This is a genomic window from Nocardia bovistercoris, from assembly GCF_015674855.1.
Taxonomy (GTDB): Bacteria; Actinomycetota; Actinomycetes; order Mycobacteriales; family Mycobacteriaceae; genus Nocardia; species Nocardia bovistercoris.
Window position 1 is genome coordinate 422,129 of sequence record NZ_JADMLG010000002.1, and the last position, 23,573, is coordinate 445,701.

A 23,573-nucleotide genomic window follows, 5' to 3' on the forward strand; every position below is an offset into this window, starting at 1 on the left:
CACGAGAACGCGGGAATCTCAGCAAACTTGCAGCGATCGCCGGGCGACTGCCTCGGCGCACACCACGGCGAACTGGTACCTTGCTGCCGTGGGGCCGCGAAACCCACGCTCGCAGTCATAGGGAGTCATCTGGTGAACGGCAGGACCTTCGCACGCGCCGCCGCGGCGATCACCGCATTCGGACTCGGCGCGGTCCTCACATTCGGCGCCGCCACCGCCGAACCCACGGACATCGTCGAAGCCGCCCTTGTCGAGCTCACCGCCAAGGCGGGCGAAGACACCGCCGCGCAGGCGGGCGTCGGCGCGCTGCGGGAGTACACCGGACTCGTCGACATCGCCGAATTGCGCCACATCGCAGCCAATTTCGTGCCCTTCGCCTACGCGGCGCCGACCTTCGGCTGCGGCAGCAACGGTCCGATCACCACCATCATCGCCGCGGGCACCACCGAGGGCGCCAACCGCAACCAGGGCGTCAACCCCGTACCCGGCAGCCTGCGTTTCAGCGCGACACCCGCGCACACCGGCGCGCCGCTGAATTCCGGACTCGTCGTGGCCTGGGTCAACATCAACAACGGCCGCAGCGGGCTCGACACCCTCGACGACCGCACCGAAGTCGGGCTGCCCACCCTGTCGAGGACCGTCGACCCCGGCACCGGCACCGTGCTCGCGGTCATGTGGGGCGTCATCAACTACCCCTTCGCCAACTGCGTGATGACGCCGACCGTCGGCACCTTCGTGGTTCCCGAACTCCCCGCCGCGCCACCCGCGCCCGCGCCGCCGCCCCCCGCGGCCCAGGACGTTCCCGCACCCACGATTCCCGGCTTCCCCCCGCCGCCCGCCGCAGGCTGAGAATTCGCCCCGGCGCGGATGTCGGTGGCGCGGGATAGGCTGCCGGAGTTCACGACCGGAGGTCATCACCGTGCTCGACGCCGACGATGTGCGCCGCATCGCGCTGTCCTTTCCCGAGACCGGGGAGAAGGAACGCTGGAACCATCCCACCTTCGACGTGGCGGGCAAGATGTTCGTCACCGTCCCCGACGATCAGAGTTCGTTCGCCGTACGCTGCCCGCGCTTCGAACGCGAGGAACTGATCGCCGCCGAGCCGGACAAGTTCTGGGTGCCGTCGCACGAGTCGTCCTCGGCGTGGGTGCGGGTGCGACTCGGGGCGCTCGAGGACGCGGGCGAATTGCGCGACATCCTGTTCGATTCATGGAGCCAGGCCGCGCCGAGCAGACTCACCGAGGAATCCTGAGAACCGGGCGCCTCAGGACCGGCAACGACTTCAAACGGCGGACGACCCGGCCCGGCGGATCGCCCCATTCAGCGGCAGGCTCGACCAGTGGATGGCCACGGCCAGTGAACCGCCGGAGTCAGTAGTCGGCCCGGCCAGCGGACGGCCACGACCAGCGGACCGCCCGAGTCAGTAGTCGGCCAGAGTCAGCGGTCGGACAGAGTCAGCGGTTGGACAGTGGGTCACGCCAGGTGTCCGCGCGTGCGCTGCCGAAGTTCGCGTCGGTCACGTAATGCCACTCGTAGCAATCCAATTCGTGGGTGATCCGGTGCGCGACGCCGAAATCCTCGGGGCGTGACAGCACGGCCTCGCGCAGTGCGCCGTCAACGGCGGCCCGCAATTCGAGTACGAAGCGGCGGCGGCCCGAAGGCGACAGCGCCCACAGCAGTTCCACCGCGGCGCGCACGCCGCGCAGCACCATCGCCGCCGTGCCCTGATCGGCCCCGTTCATGACCCCACCTCCGCGAAATTCGGCGACGACCCGGGCACACCCCCGTGTCGTTGCAACATGCAACTAGAACGTAGGCGGTTCAGTTGCGTTTTGCAACGGCTATTCTGGACGCGATGAGACACGACGATCTGCTGGCGAGTAACTGCGCCATCGAACGTTCCGGCGCGATCCTCGGCGAACGCTGGGTGATCGCCATCCTGCGCGCCGCCTACCTGCGGGCCCGCACCTTCGAGGACTACCAGCGCCGCACCGGCATCGCCCGCAACATCCTCACCGACCGCCTCAACCGCCTGGTCGACTTCGGCATCATGGAACGCCGCGAATACGCCTCCGGCCCGACCCGCACCCTGCACGAATACCGCCTCACCCCCGCGGGCATCGACCTGTACCCCGTGATAGCGGCCATCCTCGCCTGGGGCGAAAAACACACCGGCCTCGTCAACGGCGCCCCCACCCACCTCCTACACCGCACCTGCGGCAACATCACCCACGCCAAGGTCGTCTGCGAGTGCTGCGGCGAGGACCTCGAACCCCACGACGTCGAGGTCAGACCCGGTCCGGGAGCCGACAACCCCGCCCCACCCTGGACCCCGATCCGCACCGTCCCCGACTGAAGTCCGCCACCGGACAAAAAGGCGAGCCCGCGGTCGGTCCGAATTCTCTCCCCATCGAGCGGATCGCGTGAAGGATCGGGCTCGCGCGGCTCCGACGTTCAGGAATTGCCGCTCTCGGCGCACGCCGAACAGAGCTGTGGCCGAACACGTGCCGATGGCATCCGCATCGTCGCGAAGCAGTGGCTTCGATGAACGCTGTCGGCCTCAGGCCCGAAGTGGCTTCAGCTTGCCAGGATTACGCGGAGTACGGGGCCGCGTTCGGTGCCGACGAGGAGGTCCGATGGGTGGCCGGGGGTGGCTGCGACCGAGGTCAGGGGTTCGGTGGTGAGGATGGTGCAGGTGGTGTGGATGGTCGGGTCTATTCGGGTGAGGGTTCCGGAGAGGGTTGCGACGTAGAGGGTTCCCGAGTCGTCGATGATCAGGTCGTCGGTGAAATCAGGGACGCCGGGGATGCGGGAGGGGATGTCGGCGAGGATGGTGCGCTGGTCCGGGGCGGCGGTCGGGAAGCTCAGCACCCGGCCCAGCGGTGCGGCGTTGGTGGTGAGGTAGACGGTGTGGTCGCGGATCGCGATTCCGTTGGCGCCGGGGATCGCGGCGCGGGCGGACCAGTCGCGGTCTATGACGCCGTCGCGGGTGGTTCGGAGCACGCCGGTGTTGGTGGCGATGTAGAGGGTGCCGTCGGTGTCGAAGGCGGCGCCGTTGGGCATGGTTGTCAGGCCGGAGACCACCACCTCTGGGTGCGGCTGGGCGGCGGCGGGGTCGAAGCGGAGGATGCCGCCGGGGCGTAGCGCGCTGGTGGGGGCGTCGCCGTAGACCACATACAGCAGGCCGTCGGGTCCGAGGCGGACGGCGCCGGGGAATTCGACCGGCACGGCGCCGGTGGACGCGCCGGTGCGGTCGTAGCGGCGTACCTCGTTGCGGTACAGCCGGGAAACCCACAGGTCGCCCGCGGCGTCGAAGCCGACGTTCTCCGACCAGTCCACGATCGGGATGTCGGCGGGCAGCGCGGTCTCGACACGAGCGGGGACGCAACCGGCCACCGCGTCGGCACGCGCGGCGGGCTCGGCGTTCGCGGCGGGCAACGCACCGCACACGCAGGCGGCGAGCACGGCGAGCACCGAGGTGACGCGCGTCGTGAGCGTCAATCCGACGCGCTTCGTGAGCACCGGCCCGACACGCGCCGCCATCCCGACGCGAACGGCGGGCACACCGACGCGCCCCGACGGGTGACGTGGTCGACGGATACCCATGTCCGGCTCCTTTGCGGTGGCGGTTCGGCGCTGGTCACACCTCCCGAGGTCCGGGCAGTGTAGCCGGTTCCGTACGGAATGGGTGAAGTCCCATGACAAGCCCGATCTTTGGCACTATCGTTCAATGCTCTTCTTCGACGGCGCGCGCGGCCGGATGCATTATCGGCGGTGGCCGGTCGACAACCCGATCGCGGTGGCGGTGCTGCTGCCGGGCATGGGCCAGCACAGCGGCCATTACCACCGGCTCGCCAGAACCCTGCGCGGCATCGATACCGAGATGTGGGCGCTCGACACGGCGGGCCACGGGCTCAGCGAGGGCGATCCCGAACATCCCGGTTCGCTGGCCGAGCTGGTCGCCGACGCGACCATGCTGGTCGAGTCGGTGCGCACGGAACTGCCGCACCGCCCGCTGGTGCTGATGGGGCATTCGCTGGGGGCGGTGACCGCGCTCGCCATGCTCGGTGCGGCGGCGCCGGACCCGGCGAGCGCCGCCGATATGGCCAAGGTGGAGGCCGACTGGCCGGTGACGCCGAGCGTGCCCGCCGACGCGCTCACCGGACTCGTGCTGTCGGGTGTGCCGAAACGTGCTCTGGGCGGCGGGGTTCCCGGCGCGCTCGGCACGCCGCTGCCTCGGGACCTGCCGGTGCTCGCGGTGCACGGCGCCGAGGACAGAAGGGCGCCGATCGATGCCGTGAAGGTATGGACTGCACGCCACGAAACGGTAGATTTGCGTGAGTACGCCGATGCCGGACACGATCTGCTGCACGAGCCGGTGCACGCACGGGTCGCCGGGGACATCGCGGACTGGTTGCGTGGCGTCGTCGTGGGGTTGGCACGACAGCGCTGAGACACGGCTGAGGCACGAAATCGGCGGGAACGCCGCGAGTCCGGCCACGACGAGGAAGGGGGACCGCGGTGCGATCGGATGTGACGGCGCTGAACCGGGCGGTCGACGATGGGCAGCTGTGGATCGACGGCGTGCTCGTCGCCGACGGCGCCCACGAGCGCTGCGCCCGCCGCTACGAGCGGCTCGCCGAGGAGATCGACGCCCAGGTCGAGGCTTTGGGCGCGGCGGGTTCGGTTCCCGGTTTCGGCGGATTCGCCTCGGGCGCGGCGCTACGCGGCGGATTCGAGGCCAAGGCCGAGGACGCGGTGTCGCGGCTGCGCGCCTACGCCGATTCGGCGCGCGCCCTCGCGCAGACCTTCCGTTCGGCGGCTGCCGCGTACTCCCGCGCCGACAGCGAGCTCGCCGACGCGGTGAGCCGACTCGAGGGGGCCGACCGTGCGTGAGATCCCCAAGGCGGCCCAACGCGCGCCGCACACCCGCACCGATCCCGACTACGCTCCCGAAGTCGAGGTCTTCGACAATCTGACCCATCGCGAAATCCACAATGGCGTCCAGCAATTGGATCCCGCGGCGATCACGGCGGGCCAGCAGGTGTGGCAGGGTTCGGCCACCGGCGTCGCCGACGCGGTCGCCCAGGCGCACACCGAGATCCGTTCCCTCATCGCCGACGGCTGGCGCGGCGGCGCGGCCGAGCACGCGGCGGGCGCGGTGCGCGCCTTCGAACAGGACGGTCAGCGCCTCGCCGATGTGATGGCCACGGTGGCGCAACGTCTCGGCCAGGCGGGCGATGCCGCGGAGACGCTGCGCGCCGCGGTGGGCGCGCCGTCCGAGGATCGGCCGGATCTCGGTGCGGCACTGCTGGATCCGAGTCAGGCCACGGCGAATACCGACACCCAGAAGGCCGCCGAGAACGCCCGTCAGGACGCGGTGGCCGCGATGGACAGCATCTACACCAACGCCTTCGTCGGATCGGGTGCGGGTGTGCCCGCCTTCCCCGACATCGATCAGGGCGCGGCGGCAGCGTCCCCCACCGTCGCGGCCACGCTCACCGCACCGACGAGCACTCTTTCGGCGCCGGTCACGCACGTCGCGGAAGTAGTCTCCCCGCAGCATATTTCGACTACCGCGCCGACTGCCACGACACCCGTTCGCGAGGAATCCGCCGCGCGCCCCGAGTCGACATCGACCCGAACCGCACCGGCCGCCGCGTTCTCGACGACGCACGTCGGCACGCCGATCACCACCGAGACCACCGCACCCGCCGCCGCGCCGACCGTGCCGACCGCCGCCCAGCCCGCACCTGCGGCGCCCGCACCGACCGTGGATCGCCCGGTGACCGGCACGCTCGCCGCGAGCGCACCGGTCACCGCCGCGTCGATGGCGGCGCCGACCGTGCCGGGCGGCGGCTCCCAACACCACTCGAGCAACGACGACGACCGCAAACGCGAGGACCGACGCCGCGACACCACCGGCGACGCGGTCAGCGGTGCGGGCGCGGGCGCGTTCGGCGGACTCATGGGCGGCGCGCTCGCCGCCGCCGACACCGCACGCCCCGGTTCCGGTATCGGCGCGCCGCCCGCCACTCGTCCGACCCGCGCCGACGAGGACGACGACGACGACCTGGACTGGTTCGACGACGACGATCTGACCTTCCTCGAACCGGCCGACGAACCGGGTGAACTGATCGGCGCCATGGATCCGACGACGCCGCCGGTGGTCGGAGAGTGGACCGACCTGGAGTGAACTGGACGCTGACCCCGGACCAGTTCGCCATGGCCTGGGAGCGCGTCGACGGCGATCGCATCCCGTATCCGCTCGCCGTCCGCGCCTCGGCTCGCGACACCGCGCAGCGCGCCGCCCGGCTGCCCGAGCTGATCGCGTGGTGCGATCGGGTGCTCGACGCCGACCTGGAGGCGGCGCTGCGGGTGCTGGCCCGGCCCACGGTGCGACTCGAGGTCTACGGCGAGTGCGCGGACACACCGGAGAGCTTCCCGACGCCCGACGAAATCCATTCCACCGCACAAGTTCTCGGCGCCGAACCGACCTACGGGACGATCGGCGCGACCGCTCAGGCGAACCCCGCGGCGAACACCCCGGCGCCGCCCGGGCTCGACGCACGCGCACGCGACGGGCGCACGCCGAGCAGGCAGCAGCGGTTCGCGGCGATCGCCTACGACCACGAGCGCGACGCGGTCCGCGCCGAGCGACCGACCACCGACGCGAGTCCGGTCCGCGTGCTCGGCGCGGCCGCCGGCCATATCGCGGTGGTCGCCGCGCAGCAGCCCGGTTCGGCCGCGGATCGTGGCGGTGACGTCCGACTCCTCATAGGCGGGCCGAAAAGCCTTGCAGCACGCGTGATCTCGGCACTTCCCGGTAACAGCCCCGGCGGCTTGCCGAGGTTGAGCGCACCCCTGCCTCGGGTGCGCGAGGACAGCAGGGACCTGGTGACCATGCCGGTGGCGGGTCCCGCCGCACCGGCGCGCATCCGCCGTCTCTTCGGTAGGCCGCGCGCGGGCATCGGCCAGATCGTGGTGTCAACGCGCCGCCCGGACGCCGACCTGAAACCGTTCGGAGTGCTGTGCTGGATCGATGTCGCGGGCGACGGACGCTACGCCGTCCGCACCGGCGCGGATGTCGATGTCACCCCGGTGGACGCCGAGGGTTTCACCGCCCAACTGCGTCCGATGCTCAACGCGGCGGGCCGCTGCGGAGTCGACGCCGCGCGGTGGTGAGGCAGGTCACCGCAGCAGCGCGGTGACCTCCTCGTCCTCGAGCTGGTGGAAATCGCCGTAGGCCGCGCCGACCCCGCCGAGGGTTTCCGGCACCCACGGGCACACCACCTCCTCGGCCGCGCCCGCTACCCGCCGCACTGCCTCGGCCGAGGACACCGGAACGGCGACCACGATCCGCGCAGGCCCGCCGAGCCGGGCCACCCGGCACGCGACCGCCACCGTCGCACCGGTCGCCATCCCGTCGTCCACCAGCACCACGACGCGCCCTTCGAGGGGAACCGGCGCGCTCGCACCACGCCACAGCACACGCCTGCGCTCGAGTTCGACGCGTTCGTCCGCCTCGATCTCCGCGAGCCGCTCCGCCGATATCTCGCAGTGCGACACCACATCCGGGTTCAACACCCGCGCGCCGCGCTCCCCGATCGCGCCCATCGCCAACTCCGGCTGCCACGGCACGCCGAGTTTGCGGACCAGCAGAATGTCCAGATCGCCGCCGATCACCTCACGCACCGCGGCGGCCACCGGAACTCCGCCGCGCGGGAGCCCGAGCACCAGCGGCGGCGGCTCGCGCAGGTGCTCCAACCGCGCCCCCAGCACGCGACCGGCGGCGATTCGATCGGGATAGCCCATCGATTCGAACGCTACTCCGCCGCGCGCTCCACGATCGCGAATCGGCGCAATGCCAGGCTGGGGTTGGCGGCGCGCACCCGCGACAGCAGCGCCGGGTCGATCGGCGCGCTGATCACACCGGTGGCGTCGCCGAGTTCGGCCAGTACCCGGCCCGCCGGGTCGACGATCATCGACGCGCCCGCGCCGCGCGGGGCGGCCTGGTCGGCGGCGGCGACGTAGACGGTGTTCTCGATCGCGCGGGCGCGCACCAGCATCGTCCACTGGTCGACCTTGTCGGGGCCGGGTATCCACTGCGCGGGCAGCAGCAGCACCTGCGCGCCCGCGGCGGCGGCGCGCCGGAAGCCCTCGGGGAATCTGAGGTCGAAGCAGGTCTGCATGCCGAAGGTCACGCCGTCGACGGTGAACAGGGCGGGCGCTTCGATCTCACCCGCCGCGACCACGTCGGATTCCTTGTGTCCGAAGGCGTCGTAGAGGTGCACCTTGCGGTAGCGGGCGACCGGATTCCCGGCCGGGTCGTAGGCGAGCAGGGTGTTGCGGATGCGGCCCGAACCGTCACCCGCCGCTTCGACCATGCCCGCCACCACGTGGATACCGACATCGGCGGCGATGCGGGCCAGGCCGGTCGCGAACGGGCCGTCCAGCGGTTCGGCGACGGCGACGACCCGCTCGTCGAGTCTGGTCACCGCGTACATCGAATACTCTGGCGCCACCGCGACACGGGCTCCGGCGCGCGCCGCCGCGCCGACGTGCTCGCGCAGCGCCGCCAGATTCTCGGCGGGTTCGACACCCGGCGCGAACTGGATCACCGCGACGCGCACGGTATTCGGTTCCGCGGGCCGGGATGGGACCTCAGGTGGCATGAAACCCACCGTAGAGGCTCGGTGGGCGTCCGGACAGCGGACCGTTCGGTCGCACGCCTCTCGCGACGCGCACCCGTACCGGTCGCACGTGTGACGCGGGCGGTCGAAGTGGCGTGCATCTCACCGCGTGGCCCGGTGGTCGGCACGCCTACTACAAGCGGTAAAATCCTGGTCAATGAGTACCAATGAGGTCGACAGCGTTCCTGCCGACGGCGTAACCGACGACGGAGACAGACACGCCGACGGCCCGACCTTCGCCGATCTCGGAATCGATGACCGCATCCTCGCGGCCATCGCCGATGTCGGCTACGAGTCGCCGTCGCCGATCCAGGCCGCGACGATTCCGCCGCTGCTCTCCGGCGCCGACGTGGTCGGCCTCGCGCAGACCGGAACCGGCAAGACGGCGGCGTTCGCCATTCCGATCCTCATGGGTCTCGAGGTCACCGGGAAGTCGCCGCGCGCGCTGGTGCTCGCCCCGACCAGGGAGCTGGCCATCCAGGTGGCCGAGGCGTTCGGCCGCTACGCCGCGCACATTCCCGGCCTGCACGTCCTTCCGATCTACGGCGGGCAGAGCTACGGCGTCCAGCTGTCCGGGCTGCGCCGCGGCGCGCACGTGGTGGTCGGCACGCCCGGCCGCGTGATCGACCACCTGGAGAAGGGCACCCTCGACCTGTCGCAGCTGCAGTATCTGGTCCTCGACGAGGCCGACGAGATGCTGAAGATGGGCTTCCAGGAGGACGTCGAACGCATCCTCGCCGACACGCCGGGCGAGAAGCAGGTTGCGCTGTTCTCGGCCACCATGCCGCCCGCGATCCGCAAGATCTCCAAGCAGTACCTGCACGATCCGGTGGAGATCACGGTCAAGACCAAGACCACCACCAACACCAACATCAACCAGCGCTGGGTGCAGGTCTCCCACCAGCGCAAACTCGACGCGCTCACGCGCATACTCGAAGTCGAGTCCTTCGAGGCCATGATCATCTTCGTGCGCACCAAACAGGGCACAGAGGAACTGGCCGAGAAATTGCGCGCGCGGGGCTTCTCGGCGGCCGCGATCAACGGCGACATCGCGCAGAACCAGCGCGAACGCACCATCGGGCAGTTGAAGTCCGGCACGCTCGACATCCTGGTCGCCACCGACGTCGCCGCGCGCGGACTCGACGTCGACCGCATCTCGCACGTGGTCAACTACGACATCCCGCACGACACCGAGTCCTACGTGCACCGCATCGGGCGCACCGGCCGCGCGGGCCGCAGCGGTGAGGCGTTGCTGTTCGTCGCGCCGCGCGAACGGCATCTGCTGAAGGCGATCGAGCGTGCCACCCGGCATCCGCTGGCCGAGATGCAGTTGCCGAGTGTGGAAGACGTCAACGCCCAGCGCGTGGCGAAATTCGGCGACACCATCACCGAGAATCTGTCGAATCCGAATCTGTCGCTGTTCCGCAAGCTCATCGAGGACTACGAGCGCGAACACAACATCGCGCTGGTCGACATCGCCGCGGCGCTCGCGGTGGGTTCGCACGACGGCGACAACTTCTTCATGGAGCCCGAACCCCCGCCCGTCGAGCGCCCGCAGCGCGAACGGCCGCAGCGGGAGCGGCCGCCGCGCGACGACGAACGCGGCCCCTCCTTCAGCCGCGATACCGGCGCGGAACTCGCGACGTATCGGATCAGCGTCGGGAAACGGCATCGCGTGATGCCGGGCGCCATCGTCGGCGCCATCGCCAACGAGGGCGGGCTGCGACGCAGTGATTTCGGTCATATCAGCATCCGGCCGGACCACAGCCTGGTCGAACTGCCCGCCGACCTGTCCGACGAGACCTTGGAGGCGTTGCGGCGCACCAGGATCAGCGGTGTACTGATCCAGTTGCAGTTGGATCAGGGCCCGCCGCAGCATCGCTCGTTCAGCCGGGGGCCCCGCCCGGACCGCGGGTTCGCCAAACGCGGCGAACGGCGCAAGCCGCGCTCCTGACCGGGCGGGTTCATCGAGGTCAGCTGGGCTAGCTAAGGTGTTGCCGTCCGCGCTCTGATGTCCCCGCAAGACGCAGGAGGGGCCGCGTTTGTTCGTGTTCGGTGATCAGGTCGTCCGCACCGCCGCTGACCTCGTGCGCGCGGCGCGGTGTGAATTCGCACTGCTGCGCGCCCTCGACACCGAACTCGGACTCCTCGCACCCGATCCCCCGGGCGGGAAAGAGTTGTCCGCGGGCTCGGCGGCGCTGTCACCGAACGATACGGCGCTGTCCCCGGACTCGGCGGCGCCGTCGTCGAGTGAATCACGCACGGGCGGCGACGTGTTCGGGACCCGGACCGCGAGGGTGGCCTACGAAGCCGGGCCGACTACGAGCCCGGCCGAAATAGAAAATACGCGGGCGCGGCTGCGTGCTCCGGCGGGTGATCGCATCGTCTCCGTGCGATCCGTTGCCGCGGAGATGGATTCCGCGAGCCGGATCGCCGGACTCGAAGCGGCCCACGCGGAGACCGTCGCGGCGCTACGGTCGGGCGCGCCGGTCATCGAAGGCGCCACTTTCTTCGACGGATCGTTCACCTGCGCCTGCGATTTCCTGATCCGCGACGACGAGGGTCGCTACACCGCCCACGGTTTCGTGGGCGAACGGCGAGACGCGGTCGCGACGGCGCTGGAACTCGCGGCTTGCGCGGCGGCCGTCGAACGGTGCGGGGCGCCGATCGCCGATACCGTGCGAGTTCATCGGGGCGACAAGGTCTCCGATCGACCGCTGACCGCACTGATGTCGGTATACCTCGCGCGCACGCGACGCCTGGACCGCATCATCGAGGACAAACTCGGTGAACTGCTGCCGGTGCAGTGGGGCGATCCGCGTTTCCTCGCCTGCGCCCACTGCCCGACCTGCACCGCCGCCCTCACGGCCGCACGCGATCCGCTGCTGGTTGCCGGGCTCGACGATCCGGCGCGCACCCGGCTGCGCGAAGCGGGCATCACCACCATCGACCGACTGGCCCGCACCGAATCCGCGGTGCCCGGACTCGCCCCGCGCACCGTCATCGCGTTGCGGCGGCAGGCCGAGATCCAGTTGCGCGCCGAAGAATCCGCCACCCCCGTGCACACCGTGCTCGACCCCGGCGCACTCGGCGCACTCCCCCACCCCCACCAGGGTGACCTCGCCCTCACTCTGCGCCGAGCGCCCGACGGACACCAGCGCCTCACGATCGCCGCACCCGGGATATCCCTCGGCACAGTCGTTCTCGCGAACGAATCCCCCACCTCCCGCCGCGCCTTCACCGACCTGCTCGACCGACTCGTCGCACACCGCCGCGCCCACCCCGACGCGCACGTCTACTACTACGGCTCCGCCGTCCGCGACGACCTGCTGACCTGGACCGGCCGCCACGGCGCGGGCGAGGAGATCATCGACGAATCCCTGTGCGATGGCGTGCTCGTCGACCTGTACCCGATCCTGCGCGGCGCACTCGTCCTCGGCGTCCGCTCCTACGAACTGCCCGCCCTGCGGGAAATACTGATCTCCGCGAACACTTCTCGCTCGGCGCCCCCCGAGGCCGAAGTCCGACCACAGCCCGACGCGCACGCCTCCGACCACACCTCATCCACCGAAAAGCACAGCTACCGCGAACAATACAGCGATTCGACGCGCGCCGTCGAAGGCCGACGTGACCCCGACGACGTGCACCACAGTTACCCCGAGCACGACACCGACAACGCGGGCCATAGTGAAACCGATCGCCGCGAAGGCCGGCACACCGAGAACGCGCAGCACACCGGAAGTCACTCGTACCCGGCGCAACACCTCATGAGCGCACGGCCCGGCGCGAGTGATTGCGCGGCGGTGCTGCGTCTACGCGATTGGCTGTTGGATCGCGCAGACGAGCACGGTGTGGTTCCGGCGGGCGGTCTCGCGCCGTTTCCGAGCGAGCATTTCGGCGGGGCGCCGGTCTCGCGGCCCTCTTCCGTCGAAGCAGCGCTTGCCGAATTCGCCGGTGCGGCAAGCGATGTAGCTACCCCATACGGCGCGACAAGCGAGGTCCTCCGGCCGGGCGGTGGGATCGTCGGCGCGCACCCGGCGGCGTTGATGGCCGCTGCGCTGGGGTATCACCGGCGGGAGCGGAAACCGTTGTGGTGGGCGCATGCCGATCGACTCACGTATCCGGTGGACGAGTGGGTCGAGGCGCCGGGAGTGTTGGTGGCGGAGTGGGGCAGTGTCGACACCAAGTGGCATCACAGCCCGAATCGGCCGACCATGCGCCGGTATCTCACCCTGACCGGGCGCATCGGCGGCGGACGCGCAGGCGGCGCGACTCTGGCGCCGGGCACGACGGTGTATACCTTCTACGAGCAATCCGCCGATTCGGTGGGGCGACGCGCGACCGCGACGGCCACCGTGCTCGGGTGCGCGGTCGACGCGGATTTCGCCGACACGGTGCGGCTCGAGGAGTTGCTACCCGAGGGCCGCGAACCTTTCGACGAACTGCCGACGGCCATCGCGCCGGGACTGCCGCGATCCGATGCCGACGCCGAGAGCGCCGTCGAATTCGCCGCCCAGCAACTGCTTGTCGCGCTCCCGGGCATCCCGGACGCGGCGATCTTCGACATCCTGGCCCGTCGCCCGCCCCGGCTGCGCGACGGTCGATCGCTGCCGAGGGTGTTCGGCGATCACGCGGCGGCGATCACCTCGGCCGTGGAAGCGCTCGATGATTCCTATGTGGCGGTGCAGGGTCCGCCCGGCACCGGGAAGACCGCGACGGCCGCCCGCGTGATCGAACGTCTTGTCGCGCGGGACAAATGGCGGATCGGTGTGGTCGCGTTGTCGCATCCGACCATCGAGAACATTCTCGACGCGATCGTCGAGATCGGGGTGCTGCCGGAACTGGTGGCGAAGAAGGATGTCGGCGCGGTGGCGCCGGAGTGGGCCGTCATCGACGCCGACCGCTATCCCAGATTCCTCGACAATGCCGTCAACGGCTGTGTGATCGGCGGCGCCCCGGCCGATTTCGCGAACGAGGAGCTTATCCCGCGCGGCTCGCTCGACCTGCTCGTGATCGCCGACGCGGGCTATTTCCCGCTCGCGGAGTTGATCGCGGTCGCGGCCTGTGCGCGTAATCTACTGCTGTTCGGCGATCCGGCGACCACGGCGCTACGCGCCACCCATCCCGAACCGGTCGGCGCGTCGGCACTGGACATGCTGATCGGCGGCGACGGCACTTTGTCCACGGAGCGCGGCTACTTCCTCGACCGCACCTGGCGGACGCATCCGAGTATCTGCGAGCCGTTGTCGCGGCTGCGCTACGGAAATCGGTTGCACGCCAACGAGACCGTGACCCTGGCCCGCCGACTCGACCAGGTCGCGCCCGGCATCGAAACGGTACTGGTCGACCATCACGGCAACACCACCGAATCCGAGGCGGAGGCGCGCGAGGTGGTGCGACGGATCCGCACCCTGCTCGGGGCGACGTGGACGGTAGGCACCCACAGCCGCCGCCTGCACCCGCACGACATCTTCGTGGTCGCACCCTACGGTGCGCAGGTCGCGCGGATTCGTACCCTGTTGGCGCGGGCCAAGATCGAGGACGTTCTGGTCGGCACGCCGGACAGGTTCCGCGGGCGCGAAGCGGCGGTGGTCCTGGTCTCGACGGCGACCTCGACCCCCGCCGAAGCGCCCTACGGCATGTCGGCGCTGCTGGCGGGCGATCTACTCCGCGCGGCGGTATGCCGCGCCCTGTGGAAAACGGTCATCATCCGATCCACGCTGCTCACCGAATACCTACCCGCGACCGAAGCGGGCGTGGCCGAGTTGGCGGCCTTCCTCGACCTGACAACCTGATCGACTCGAGGCGTCGGCCGAGGCAACGCCCTCGTCCCGAGAGGTGGACACGGCGACGCGGATGACTGCGCTCGTATACCGGCACCGCGCCGGGCGGGCGTGGGTGGCATGGCGGCCATCGACCTCCCCGAGGTCTACGGCACGTGGGATCGAACCGAGGCGCACACTCACCGCGACAGGCGGGCGCGGCGACACAACTTCACCTGGTCGATACCGCGCGGGGCTCAGCCGAAGCAGACGCCTTCGCCGCGGTAGGTGGGCACGGTGACGCGCGTGCCGTCGGCTTCGACGAGGTGCATGCGGTCGAAGCGCTCGCACAGTTCGCCCGCCTTGGCGTGCCGGAACCACACCCGGTCGCCGATGCGAAGTTCGGCGGCGGCCGACAGCGGGGTCTGCACCTCACCGGCGCCTTCGGTGCCGATCAGCCGTAATCCGCTCGGCCACACAGGTTTCGGCACTCGCGAGGCGCCCGCGGGCCCGGAGGCGATGTAGCCGCCGGAGAAGACGGTGGCGATGGCGGAGGTCGGTTTGCGCAGGACGGAGGTGGCGAAGAACAGCGACGGGTTGGGCTCGAACGCGCGGTAGCCGTCGAAGAGGGTCGGCACGTAGAGTCCGGATCCCGCGGTGACCTCGGTCACCTCGGGCGCCGCGACGCTGACCTCGATGGAACCGGAGCCGCCGCTGTTGACGATCCGCAGCGGGCCGACCGCCGAGCGCACCGCGTCGAGCACAAGGATGCGGCGCTTGCCGATTTCGGCGGCGGACAACTTCTTGACCAGCCGGACCGCCGGATTGGTGTCGGGCAGTCCGGCGATCTGCGCTTCGTAGGTCATCACGCCGACGACGTCGAATCCGCGGTCGCGCGCGGTGCTGGCCAGCGCTTCGGCTCGGTCGGGGGTGCGGATCGGGGACCGGCGGACGCCGAGGTGCAGCGGGCCGATCCGCAGGGAGGCGTCCACGTCGAGGCAGACCTGCGGTCGCGCGCGTTCGCCGACGACGGCGCGGATCAGGGCGAGCTGGTCGGCGTCATCGATCATGAGAGTGATGGATTGCGACAGCGTCTCGTCGACGGCGAGTTCGGCGAGTGCGGACCGGTCGACGGTCGGGTAGCCGATCAGGATGTCGCGGGCGCCGCGGCGGGCCAGCCAGATGGCTTCGGGCAACGAATACGCCATGATCCCGGCGAAGCCGCCGTGCGCGGTGAGATCGGCGCCGAGCACTTCCTCGAGTACCGCGCGGCAGCGCACCGATTTACTGGCGACTCGCACCGGGGTTCCCGCGGCTCGGCGAACCAGGTCGGCGGCGTTGGCCCGCAGGGTCGGCAGGTCGAGCGCGGCCAGCGGCGGGTCGAGGTCGGCGGTGGCCGCGTGCAGTCCCGGAATCGGCGAGGTCACCGGACCCACTCAACCACCAAGTTGGTCAGACGTCCAGAACGTCGCGCGTCCAGAACCCGGTCAGTTCGCGTCGGCCGCGCGCGTCGCCAGACCGCTGACCAGGTCGTCCAGCACCACGAGCAGGGTTTCGTCGTCACAGTCGGCGAGCCAGCGCAGCACGGTGCCCTGCAGCACCGACACGGTGTAGACGGCGATCGCCTCGACCGGCTCGAGCCACTGGGTGTTCGACCGCGCGGCGCACAAGTCGAGGAAGGTCGCGATATCGGCGTCCATCTCGCGGAAGGTGACGGACGCGGCACAGTCCGGGACGCAGCCGGGTGCGCCATCCCAGCGTTCGCGTAACGACCGAACGGTATTTTCGTACGCGCGGACCTGCTTGGTCGGCGCGGCCTTCACCTCCGGCCAGTACGCGCTGACCCCGGCGTGCAACAGCACGCGCAAGGCCCGCACTCCGGCGAAATCGAGCGAAGCCGCCGCCTTCTCGACTGCTTCGCAGATCGTCGGATGCAACCGCGCCTCTGCAATCTCTCCACGTGCGCTCAACGACGACTCCCTCAACGAAAAAACTCGCGCCCGAACCGCAACGCGACTCGCTGAACATTGCGACCACTCCGGGGACCTCTTCATCGAGACCACCGGGCTGCCCGGTCCAACGTTCATCAATGGTAGAGCGTTATCAAGGTTTGAGAACGGCTTCATTGGGTAAATACCGACTTGAAGATTGTTTTGTTACCCAAACGGGACGCCTTCGCAACCCTCCGTGAACCCCGCCTCGAACCCCGTTCTGGGCGCGGTCTCCGCGATTCACACCGGAAGCACGCCCTCGAACCACTGTACGGGTAAATTCGGAACCCTCCGGTTCCGCTGTGGCGCATCCCACATTCGACCCTCGCAATACGGTCACGCGATCGTCCACCCGATGCCGGCGGAACGATACCGCGAGTTATCCACAACCGGATAGCCTGGTCCGGTGACTGTGCCGCCACCCGTAGATCAGTACTTCATCCCCGGAACCTTCAACTTCCGCGATACGGCCGGTCTGCGCACGGCCGACGGCGCGAAAGTCGCGTCCGGAATCCTCCTTCGTTCCGCCCAGCTCAGCGGACTCTCCGCCGACGGGCACGCCGTCCTGCGCGAACTCGGCGTCCGCGAGGTCTACGACCTGCGCGGACCCAGGGAAATCGAGCACATCGGACACGACAACCTGCCCGACGGCGTGCGCCTGAACGTCACGCCGTTCGACTCGCGGATGGGCGAGGCGCCCCCGCACGACGCGCAGACCTCCTTCGCCATGGCGCACATGCTCGAGGTCTACCGCTACTTCCCCGCACTGCCCGAGGCGCACGCGGCGATCACCTCGATCGCCCGCTCCATCGTCGACGGCGACGGCGCGGTGCTCGTGCACTGCGCAGCGGGCAAGGACCGCACCGGTTGGGCCGTCGCGACCCTGCTGCGCGCCGTCGACGTGACCGAGGACGAGATCCTGACCGACTTCATGCGCAGCAACGACGCGGTGCCCGCACTGCGCGCGATGATGACGGGCAAGCTGCCGGAGGGCGTCGACCTGTCCGAGGACCTGCTCGGCGTGCGGGAGGAGTACCTGCGCGTCGCGATCGCCGCGGCGCAGCAACAGCACGGCGATTTCGAGGCATACCTCGCCGCCGTCGGCATCGACGCGCAATTGCGCGCGCGACTGCGCGATCGCCTGTTGGAGTAACGGAATCCGCTGCCGGGTACGACTATTCGTCGGCGAGGCAGTGTCCGTGCCTGCGCACCAGCCCGTCGGCGTCGATGGTGACCTGATCGCCGGTGTGGAACCAGCTGCCGGTGAAGCGGTCCTCGGTGGCCTTCGGGTCGTTCCAGTACCGCCGGGTGACATTCGGGCCACGGCACAGCAATTCACCCGAACCCGCATGCGCGCTCGGCCCGAACAGTGCCAATTCGGTTCCGCCGAACGGGAATCCGAGCACCGCCGCGTCGGTGGTCGCGCCGTCGTCGACGGCGAGTCCGATACCGCTGGTCTCGGTGGCGCCCCAGACCGACCACTGCCGTGCCGCCGGGAACGCCTCGCGCAGACTCGGGCACGCGCGCGTCACCGCCGCGGGTGCGGCGGCGCGTTCGGCGTGATGTCCCGCGCTGCTCACCCGCGAGACCGCGCCGCTGTGGCGCGAGGTGAGTTCGGGCAGCAGTCCGGCGAAGATCCTCGGCGTAGCGGACACCATGTCGACCCGCTCGGCGGCGATCCCCGCCGCGAGCGCGCGGGTGTCGGGCGCGAGTACGACGGTGCCGCCGACCGCGAAAGTCGGCAGCAGTTGGTCGACGCAGCCGCTGGCGTGCGCCAACGGCAACAGCACCAGATTGCGCAGGCCGTCCTCGGGCAGGTCGAGTGCGCCGACCATGGAACGAATGGCCGACAGCAGGTTCTCGTTGGTGAGTTCGACGCCCTTGGGGCCGGTCCCCGACGCGGACCCGCTGGTGTAGCAGAGCAGGGCCAGATCGCCGAGCGCGGCGCCGTCGTCGATGTAGGCGGCGCCGTCGGGTAGCTCACCCGCGCCGTCGAGCACGAAATCGGCGCTGCTGTCGGCGATCACGCGCGCGGAGACGGCCTCTGGCATGCCGTCGTGCACGAGCACCGGCACCGCGCCGCTGAGCAGCGCCCCGAGGAACGCCTGCACCCAGCGGGCGCCGACCGGCATGTGCACGGCGACCCGGTCGCCGTAGCCGATGCCGTGTTCCTGTAGCCCGCCCGCGATGCGCGAGGCCGAATGCCACAGCTGCCGGTAGGTGAGGCGAGGCCCGCCGATCTCCACCACCGCCTCGCGCGCGGCGAACGTGTGCACGCGCAGGTCGAGCAGTTCGGTGAGGGCGGGCGTCAGATTGCCGTAGCGCAGGACGCCGTCGGCGCCTCGGGCCAGCGGGTTGTCGCACGCGGGCGGACCGGTCAGTGGGTATTCGACCAATAACTGCTGCGACATTCGTCCTCCGCGGGTGCCTCGAGCCAGCAGGCACCTGCGACTATATGATGCGGATCACAACTTCGCCGGCATAGTGGCGATACGTGTCCGTAAGGCGCGGGCCTCAGCGCCCGGAGTAGGTGGCCTTGCCCGGTCCGACCTCCAGGAAGCTGCGCACCGCGCCGCGCAGGTCTTCGGTGTCGAACAGCAGGCCCGACACCTGCGGCGTCACCGAATCGGCATGCGCCACACCGCCGGAACGCCACGCCGCGACGATCTGCTTGGTTGCGGCGTGCGCGCGGGTCGGGCCGTCGGCCAGCCTCCGCACCAGCGCCAGCGCCTCGGTGTCGACATCATCGTGCACGGCGTTGACCACACCCCAGTCCGCCATGGTCGCGGCGTCGTAGAGATCGGCGGTCATCACGAATTCCCTGGCCCGGCCCGAGCCGGCGCGCTCGGCCAGTCGCTGCGGGCCGCCCATCGACGGTGTGAGACCGACCACCGTCTCCACCAGGCCGAACTTCGCCTTCGGGGCGGCCAGGATGATGTCGCAGGCCAGCGCGATCTCGAACGCGGCGGTCAGGGTCAGCGCGTGCGCGGCGAAGACCACCGGACACGGTAGCGCCTCCAACGGATGGATGATCTGCGCGAACAACGTGCGCCACAGCTCGGCGCCCTGCTCCACCGAAAGGCCGTCGAAGACGTGCACGTCGACCCCGCCGGAGACCACCTTGCCCTCGGCGCGCAACAGCACCGCGCGCGGCGGCCGGGCGGCCAGTTCCGCGACATCGGCGACGATCGAATCGAACATCGCCTGATCGAACAGATTCAGCGGCGGATTGGCGAAGGTGAGGATCGCCACCTCCGCACCGCCGTCGGTGACTTCACGTTCCAACCGGGTGACCTTCGTTTCACTCATCCGGTCAGCCTAGATCCCCGGTCTGCGAGACTGGCACCGTGACCAAGGCGGCATCGGAAGCCGGTTCCTACGTCGAACCCGGCGAATTCAAGCGCGACACCAACTACATCACCACGCGCATCACGGCCGACGGCCGCGACGGATACCCGGTGCGGGCGGGCCGGTACCGGCTCGTCGCGGCGCGCGCGTGTCCGTGGGCCAACCGCACCCTCATCGTGCGCAGGCTGCTCGGCCTCGAGGACGCGCTCTCGCTCGGGCTGTGCGGGCCGACCCACGACAAACTCAGCTGGACCTTCGACCTCGACCCGGACGGACTCGACCCGGTGCTGCGCATTCCCCGGCTGCGCGACGCCTACCTGGCACGCTTCCCCGACTATCCGCGCGGCATCACCGTGCCCGCCATCGTCGACGTGCCGACCGGTCAGGTAGTCACCAACGACTACGCGCGCATCACCCTCGACTTCTCCACCGAATGGACCGCGTTCCACCGTGAAGGCGCGCCGCAGCTGTATCCCGAACCGCTGCGCGCGGAGATCGACGAGGTCGCGCTCGCGATCTTCCGCGACGTGAACAACGGCGTATACCGCTGCGGTTTCGCGGGCGCGCAGGACGCCTACGACGCGGCATACGACCGGCTCTTCGCCCGCCTCGACTGGCTGACCGAGCGGCTCACCACGCAGCGCTACCTCGTCGGCGACACCATCACCGAGGCCGACGTGCGGCTGTTCACCACCCTGGTCCGCTTCGACCCGGTCTACCACGGACATTTCAAGTGCAACCGCTCCAAACTCAGCGAGATGCCGGTGCTGTGGGCCTACGCGCGCGACCTGTTCCAGACCCCCGGTTTCGGCGACACCATCGACTTCGGCCAGATCAAGACCCATTACTACGCGGTGCACACCGACATCAACCCGACCAAGATCGTGCCCAAAGGCCCCGATCTGGCCGATTGGCTCACCCCGCACGGCCGCGAGGAACTCGGCGGCCGCCCCTTCGGCGACGGCACGCCGCCACCGCCGCCGCGCCCCGCCGAACAGGTTCCGCCGCTAGTCGAGGCGTAGCGCGGGTATACCCCCATCGCACGGGAACCGATCGCACGGCGCGGTCGTTGCCGTGTTGCGCCGGGCACCGCCCGGTGCCATAGAGTTCTGCTGGCGCCGGCCGAAGACCAGCGACGGCTGAGATCAAGGGGTGAGTTGCCGATGAAGAACGGCACATTGGAGAAGACCGTGGTCGCCTTGCTCGAGAACGGCTCGAAGCTACAGGCGCCCGCGGTGGCCAAATACATCGACATGATCCGTCGCTCACACCCCGACGAAACCCCCGCTCAAACCATCGCCCGGCTGGAACGGATCTACCTGCTCGCGGTCACCGGCAGCGGCACCGCGGCGGGCGCCACCGCCGCCATGCCCGGCGTCGGCACCATCGCCTCGGTGGCCACCATCACCGCCGAGACCGCGTTCTTCCTCGAGGCGTCGGCGCTCTACACCCTCGCCATCGCCGCCGTGCACGGCATCGCCCCCGAAGCCAAGGAACAGCGCCGCGCCCTCGTGATCGCCGTCGTCCTCGGCGACGCGGGCATGGATATCGTGGAGCGCTCGGTCGGACATTCGGCCAAGAACTGGGGCACGCTGCTCGCCACCCGCGTCCCCGGCCTCGCCGGGATGAACGACTCGCTGATGAAACGGTTCCTGGTGCGGTTCGTCACCAAGCGCGTCGCGCTCATGGCGGGCAAGGTGATCCCCATGGGCATCGGCGCGGTCATCGGCGGCGTCGGCAACCGCGCGCTCGGGCAGACCACCATCGCCAACGCGCACAAGGCATTCGGCCCACCGCCACCGACCTGGCCCGCGCCGCGGCATCTGGTCATCGAGGCCGATCCGCTCACCGCCATCGACCGCCCCGATCCGAAACAGCTCGACGCCGGGCGATTCGATCCGAAGCGGCGCGGCACGGGACCGCGATGAGCGCTGCGCGCCCGGCGATCGCCGTGCACGGGCTCGGCAAACGCTACGAGCTCGACACGGTGGTGGACAAGGTCGGATTCGAGGTCGCGGCGGGCACGTGCACGGCGCTGGTCGGTCCCGCGGGCGCGGGCAAATCGACCATCCTGCGGATACTGCTCGGGCTGGTGCGGCCGACCACGGGCACCGCGTCGGTGGGCGCGCCCGGCGCGGTGGCGCGGATCGGCGGCGGCGCGCCGGTCGGCGGCATGCTCACCCCGCGCGGGCTGCATCCGGCCCGATCGGCCCGCGACCACCTGACGATCTACGCGGCCGCGGCGCGCGTCCCCGAAACCCGTGTCGAGGAACTGCTCGACACGGTGGGCATGACCGAACACGCCGACCAGCGCGCCGAGGAGTTGAGCGCGGGCCAGCAGACCCGGATCGGCCTGGCCACCGCGCTGTTGGCCGATCCGCCACTGCTGATCCTCGACGAGCCGACCGACGGTCTCGAAGCCCCCGAACGCACGCGGCTGCACGATTTCCTGCGCGGCCACGTGCGGCGCGGCGGCACCGTTCTGGTGGCGAGCCGGTCGCTGGCCGCCGTGGTGCCCGCCGCAGACGATCTCGTCGTGCTCAGCGAAGGCGCGGTGGTCTACACGGGCACGCCCGCCAAACTCCGGCGCGGACATCCCGACCGGATCGTGGTGTCGGCCTCGGTGCCGGTCGCGCTGGCCACCATGCTGGCCGCGCGCGGCTACACCGACACGGTGATCCGCCCCGACGGGCGGCTCGCCATCGCGGAGGCCACCGAGACACAGATCCAGGACGCGGCGCGCGCCGCGGGCGTCCGACTCGACGCGATGACACCCGACCCGATCCACCCCGACCGCGTCCTCGCCGCCCTCACCACCCCGAGAACGGCGACCCCGCGAGGTCCCGCCTACCTGCCGCCCGCCTATCCGCAACACCCTGTCGCGCCGCTGCGGCAGCCGATGCCCTACGGGATCCAACGGTGACCACACTCCTGCCCCAGGACCTGCTCCCGGCCGTCAACTCCGAGGTGCGCAAGGCCACATCGCTGCGGTCGAATTCGCGCCTGGTGGTCGCGTTGGCGGCCGTGTCGCTGATCGCGACCAGTGTCACCGCGCTGATCTCGGGTCCGGTCGACCCGAAGGCCGACCCGGCGACCGGCGCGGCTTCGGTCGGGTTGTACCTGGCGATCGCGGTCACCGTCGTCGCGGCCGCGGTGTTCGGCGCGATCGCCGTCGGCAGTGAATTCCGGTACGAGTCGATACCGCTCACCGCGCTGTTCACCGCCGACCGCGACCGGCTCGTAGCCGCGAAATACCTGGTCACCGGGGTACTCGCGGTGGCGGGCGGCGTCGTGGTCGAACTCGTCGGCCTGGTGTGCCTGCTCGTGTTCGGGCGGGGCAAGGTCGATATCGGGCTGCGGTTGTTCGCGGTACTCGGCGGCGGACTGCTCGCGGTGCTGTGCTGGTCGCTGATCGGGGCGGGGCTGGCGCTGCTGGTCCGGCAGTCGAGCGGCACCGTGACCATGCTGATCGGCTGGCTTGTGGTCGTCGAACCGCTGATCTGGGTGGTCACCGACGCCATCGGCATCGGCGGCATCGCGGCGCTGCTCCCCGAATCGGCCACGGTCGCCACCGTCGCCGTCGACTCGTTCCCCGACAGCGGCATCCTCGCCCCGACCCCCGCGGCGATCGTGGTGCTGCTGCTGTGGACAGCGGGCATCGGCGCCGCGGGCTGGTTCACCTTCCGCACCCGCGAACTCTGACCACTGAGCTGCGGGAATAACGACATGTCACCCCCGCGTCGTAACGTCGGTGATTATGAGCGGGGGCGAGTGTAGAG

The 23,573-nt window shown here is 70.1% G+C and carries 22 protein-coding genes; 14 read left to right on the forward strand and 8 right to left on the reverse strand.

Annotation, left to right across the window (positions count from 1 at the left end; translation table 11 throughout):
- Window positions 1–132 precede the first annotated feature (132 nt).
- Window positions 133–849: a hypothetical protein gene (locus tag IT779_RS05940; RefSeq protein WP_196148145.1), complete on the forward strand. Its 717-nt coding sequence runs from the start codon at window positions 133–135 to the stop codon at window positions 847–849.
- 70 nt (window positions 850–919) lie between these two features.
- The gene (locus IT779_RS05945; RefSeq protein WP_196148146.1) at window positions 920–1,252 is read left to right on the forward strand and encodes an MmcQ/YjbR family DNA-binding protein; all 333 of its coding nucleotides are present in this window, start codon (window positions 920–922) and stop codon (window positions 1,250–1,252) included.
- 202 nt (window positions 1,253–1,454) lie between these two features.
- Here the strand turns inward: IT779_RS05945 and IT779_RS05950 are convergent, their stop codons facing one another.
- Window positions 1,455–1,742 carry a hypothetical protein gene (locus tag IT779_RS05950; protein ID WP_196148147.1) on the reverse strand — a complete coding sequence of 96 codons (288 nt, stop codon included), beginning with the start codon at window positions 1,740–1,742 and terminating at the stop codon, window positions 1,455–1,457.
- Window positions 1,743–1,855: 113 nt separating this feature from the next.
- On the opposite strand from IT779_RS05950, the gene IT779_RS05955 reads away from it, so the two are divergent.
- Window positions 1,856–2,356, forward strand: coding sequence for a winged helix-turn-helix transcriptional regulator (locus IT779_RS05955; RefSeq protein ID WP_196148148.1), 501 nt, complete (start codon window positions 1,856–1,858; stop codon window positions 2,354–2,356).
- A gap of 221 nt (window positions 2,357–2,577) precedes the next feature.
- On the opposite strand, the gene IT779_RS05960 is transcribed toward IT779_RS05955, so the two are convergent.
- Window positions 2,578–3,606, reverse strand: coding sequence for an SMP-30/gluconolactonase/LRE family protein (locus IT779_RS05960; RefSeq protein WP_196148149.1), 1,029 nt, complete (start codon window positions 3,604–3,606; stop codon window positions 2,578–2,580).
- A gap of 124 nt (window positions 3,607–3,730) precedes the next feature.
- On the opposite strand from IT779_RS05960, the gene IT779_RS05965 reads away from it, so the two are divergent.
- The 4 genes from IT779_RS05965 to IT779_RS05985 all read left to right on the forward strand — a co-directional run bounded on the left by IT779_RS05965 (window position 3,731) and on the right by IT779_RS05985 (window position 7,185).
- Window positions 3,731–4,453, forward strand: a complete 723-nt coding sequence (locus tag IT779_RS05965; RefSeq protein WP_196148150.1) for an alpha/beta hydrolase — start codon at window positions 3,731–3,733, stop codon at window positions 4,451–4,453.
- Between the two features lie 68 nt (window positions 4,454–4,521).
- A complete protein-coding gene (locus IT779_RS05970) occupies window positions 4,522–4,896 on the forward strand; it encodes a type VII secretion target (protein ID WP_196148151.1) in 375 nt (124 codons plus the stop codon).
- Entirely contained in the window at window positions 4,889–6,196 is a 1,308-nt protein-coding gene (locus IT779_RS05975; protein WP_196148152.1) for a PPE domain-containing protein, read from the forward strand. The genes IT779_RS05970 and IT779_RS05975 overlap by 8 nt, the downstream gene beginning before the upstream one ends.
- Window positions 6,193–7,185, forward strand: a complete 993-nt coding sequence (locus IT779_RS05985) for an ESX secretion-associated protein EspG (RefSeq protein ID WP_332838677.1) — start codon at window positions 6,193–6,195, stop codon at window positions 7,183–7,185. Before IT779_RS05975 ends, IT779_RS05985 begins: the two co-directional genes overlap by 4 nt.
- A gap of 6 nt (window positions 7,186–7,191) precedes the next feature.
- On the opposite strand, the gene IT779_RS05990 is transcribed toward IT779_RS05985, so the two are convergent.
- Together IT779_RS05990 and IT779_RS05995 are read right to left on the reverse strand one after the other, a co-directional pair.
- A complete protein-coding gene (locus IT779_RS05990) occupies window positions 7,192–7,815 on the reverse strand; it encodes a phosphoribosyltransferase (protein ID WP_196148153.1) in 624 nt (207 codons plus the stop codon).
- Between the two features lie 11 nt (window positions 7,816–7,826).
- Window positions 7,827–8,675 carry a carbon-nitrogen hydrolase family protein gene (locus IT779_RS05995; RefSeq protein ID WP_196148154.1) on the reverse strand — a complete coding sequence of 283 codons (849 nt, stop codon included), beginning with the start codon at window positions 8,673–8,675 and terminating at the stop codon, window positions 7,827–7,829.
- Between the two features lie 175 nt (window positions 8,676–8,850).
- Here IT779_RS05995 and IT779_RS06000 point away from each other — a divergent pair, with 175 nt between their 5' ends.
- Both IT779_RS06000 and IT779_RS06005 read left to right on the forward strand, forming a co-directional pair.
- On the forward strand, window positions 8,851–10,647 hold the full coding sequence (locus tag IT779_RS06000; protein WP_196148155.1) for a DEAD/DEAH box helicase: 1,797 nt from the start codon (window positions 8,851–8,853) through the stop codon (window positions 10,645–10,647).
- A gap of 94 nt (window positions 10,648–10,741) precedes the next feature.
- Entirely contained in the window at window positions 10,742–14,488 is a 3,747-nt protein-coding gene (locus IT779_RS06005; protein WP_332838709.1) for a bifunctional RecB family nuclease/DEAD/DEAH box helicase, read from the forward strand.
- A gap of 224 nt (window positions 14,489–14,712) precedes the next feature.
- Here IT779_RS06005 and IT779_RS06010 read toward each other — a convergent pair whose 3' ends face one another.
- Window positions 14,713–15,882 (reverse strand): amino acid deaminase/aldolase, encoded by a 1,170-nt coding sequence (locus tag IT779_RS06010; RefSeq protein WP_196148156.1) that lies wholly within the window; start codon window positions 15,880–15,882, stop codon window positions 14,713–14,715.
- Between the two features lie 60 nt (window positions 15,883–15,942).
- Entirely contained in the window at window positions 15,943–16,425 is a 483-nt protein-coding gene (locus tag IT779_RS06015) for a TetR family transcriptional regulator (protein WP_232541470.1), read from the reverse strand.
- 427 nt (window positions 16,426–16,852) lie between these two features.
- Between IT779_RS06015 and IT779_RS06020 the strand changes: the two genes are divergently transcribed.
- Complete coding sequence (locus IT779_RS06020) at window positions 16,853–17,599, forward strand: tyrosine-protein phosphatase (RefSeq protein ID WP_196148157.1); 747 nt, start codon at window positions 16,853–16,855, stop codon at window positions 17,597–17,599.
- A 22-nt stretch (window positions 17,600–17,621) separates the two neighbouring features.
- On the opposite strand, the gene IT779_RS06025 is transcribed toward IT779_RS06020, so the two are convergent.
- Together IT779_RS06025 and IT779_RS06030 are read right to left on the reverse strand one after the other, a co-directional pair.
- The gene (locus tag IT779_RS06025; protein WP_196148158.1) at window positions 17,622–18,857 is read right to left on the reverse strand and encodes a class I adenylate-forming enzyme family protein; all 1,236 of its coding nucleotides are present in this window, start codon (window positions 18,855–18,857) and stop codon (window positions 17,622–17,624) included.
- Window positions 18,858–18,960: 103 nt separating this feature from the next.
- Window positions 18,961–19,755 (reverse strand): enoyl-CoA hydratase/isomerase family protein, encoded by a 795-nt coding sequence (locus IT779_RS06030; protein ID WP_196148159.1) that lies wholly within the window; start codon window positions 19,753–19,755, stop codon window positions 18,961–18,963.
- Window positions 19,756–19,793: 38 nt separating this feature from the next.
- On the opposite strand from IT779_RS06030, the gene IT779_RS06035 reads away from it, so the two are divergent.
- From IT779_RS06035 to IT779_RS06050, 4 genes are all read left to right on the forward strand, one after another.
- Window positions 19,794–20,816, forward strand: coding sequence for a glutathione S-transferase family protein (locus IT779_RS06035; RefSeq protein ID WP_196148160.1), 1,023 nt, complete (start codon window positions 19,794–19,796; stop codon window positions 20,814–20,816).
- 141 nt (window positions 20,817–20,957) lie between these two features.
- Window positions 20,958–21,722 (forward strand): hypothetical protein, encoded by a 765-nt coding sequence (locus tag IT779_RS06040; RefSeq protein WP_196148161.1) that lies wholly within the window; start codon window positions 20,958–20,960, stop codon window positions 21,720–21,722.
- On the forward strand, window positions 21,719–22,717 hold the full coding sequence (locus tag IT779_RS06045; RefSeq protein ID WP_196148162.1) for an ABC transporter ATP-binding protein: 999 nt from the start codon (window positions 21,719–21,721) through the stop codon (window positions 22,715–22,717). Before IT779_RS06040 ends, IT779_RS06045 begins: the two co-directional genes overlap by 4 nt.
- Window positions 22,714–23,496 (forward strand): ABC transporter permease, encoded by a 783-nt coding sequence (locus tag IT779_RS06050; protein ID WP_196148163.1) that lies wholly within the window; start codon window positions 22,714–22,716, stop codon window positions 23,494–23,496. The genes IT779_RS06045 and IT779_RS06050 overlap by 4 nt, the downstream gene beginning before the upstream one ends.
- Window positions 23,497–23,573 lie beyond the last annotated feature (77 nt).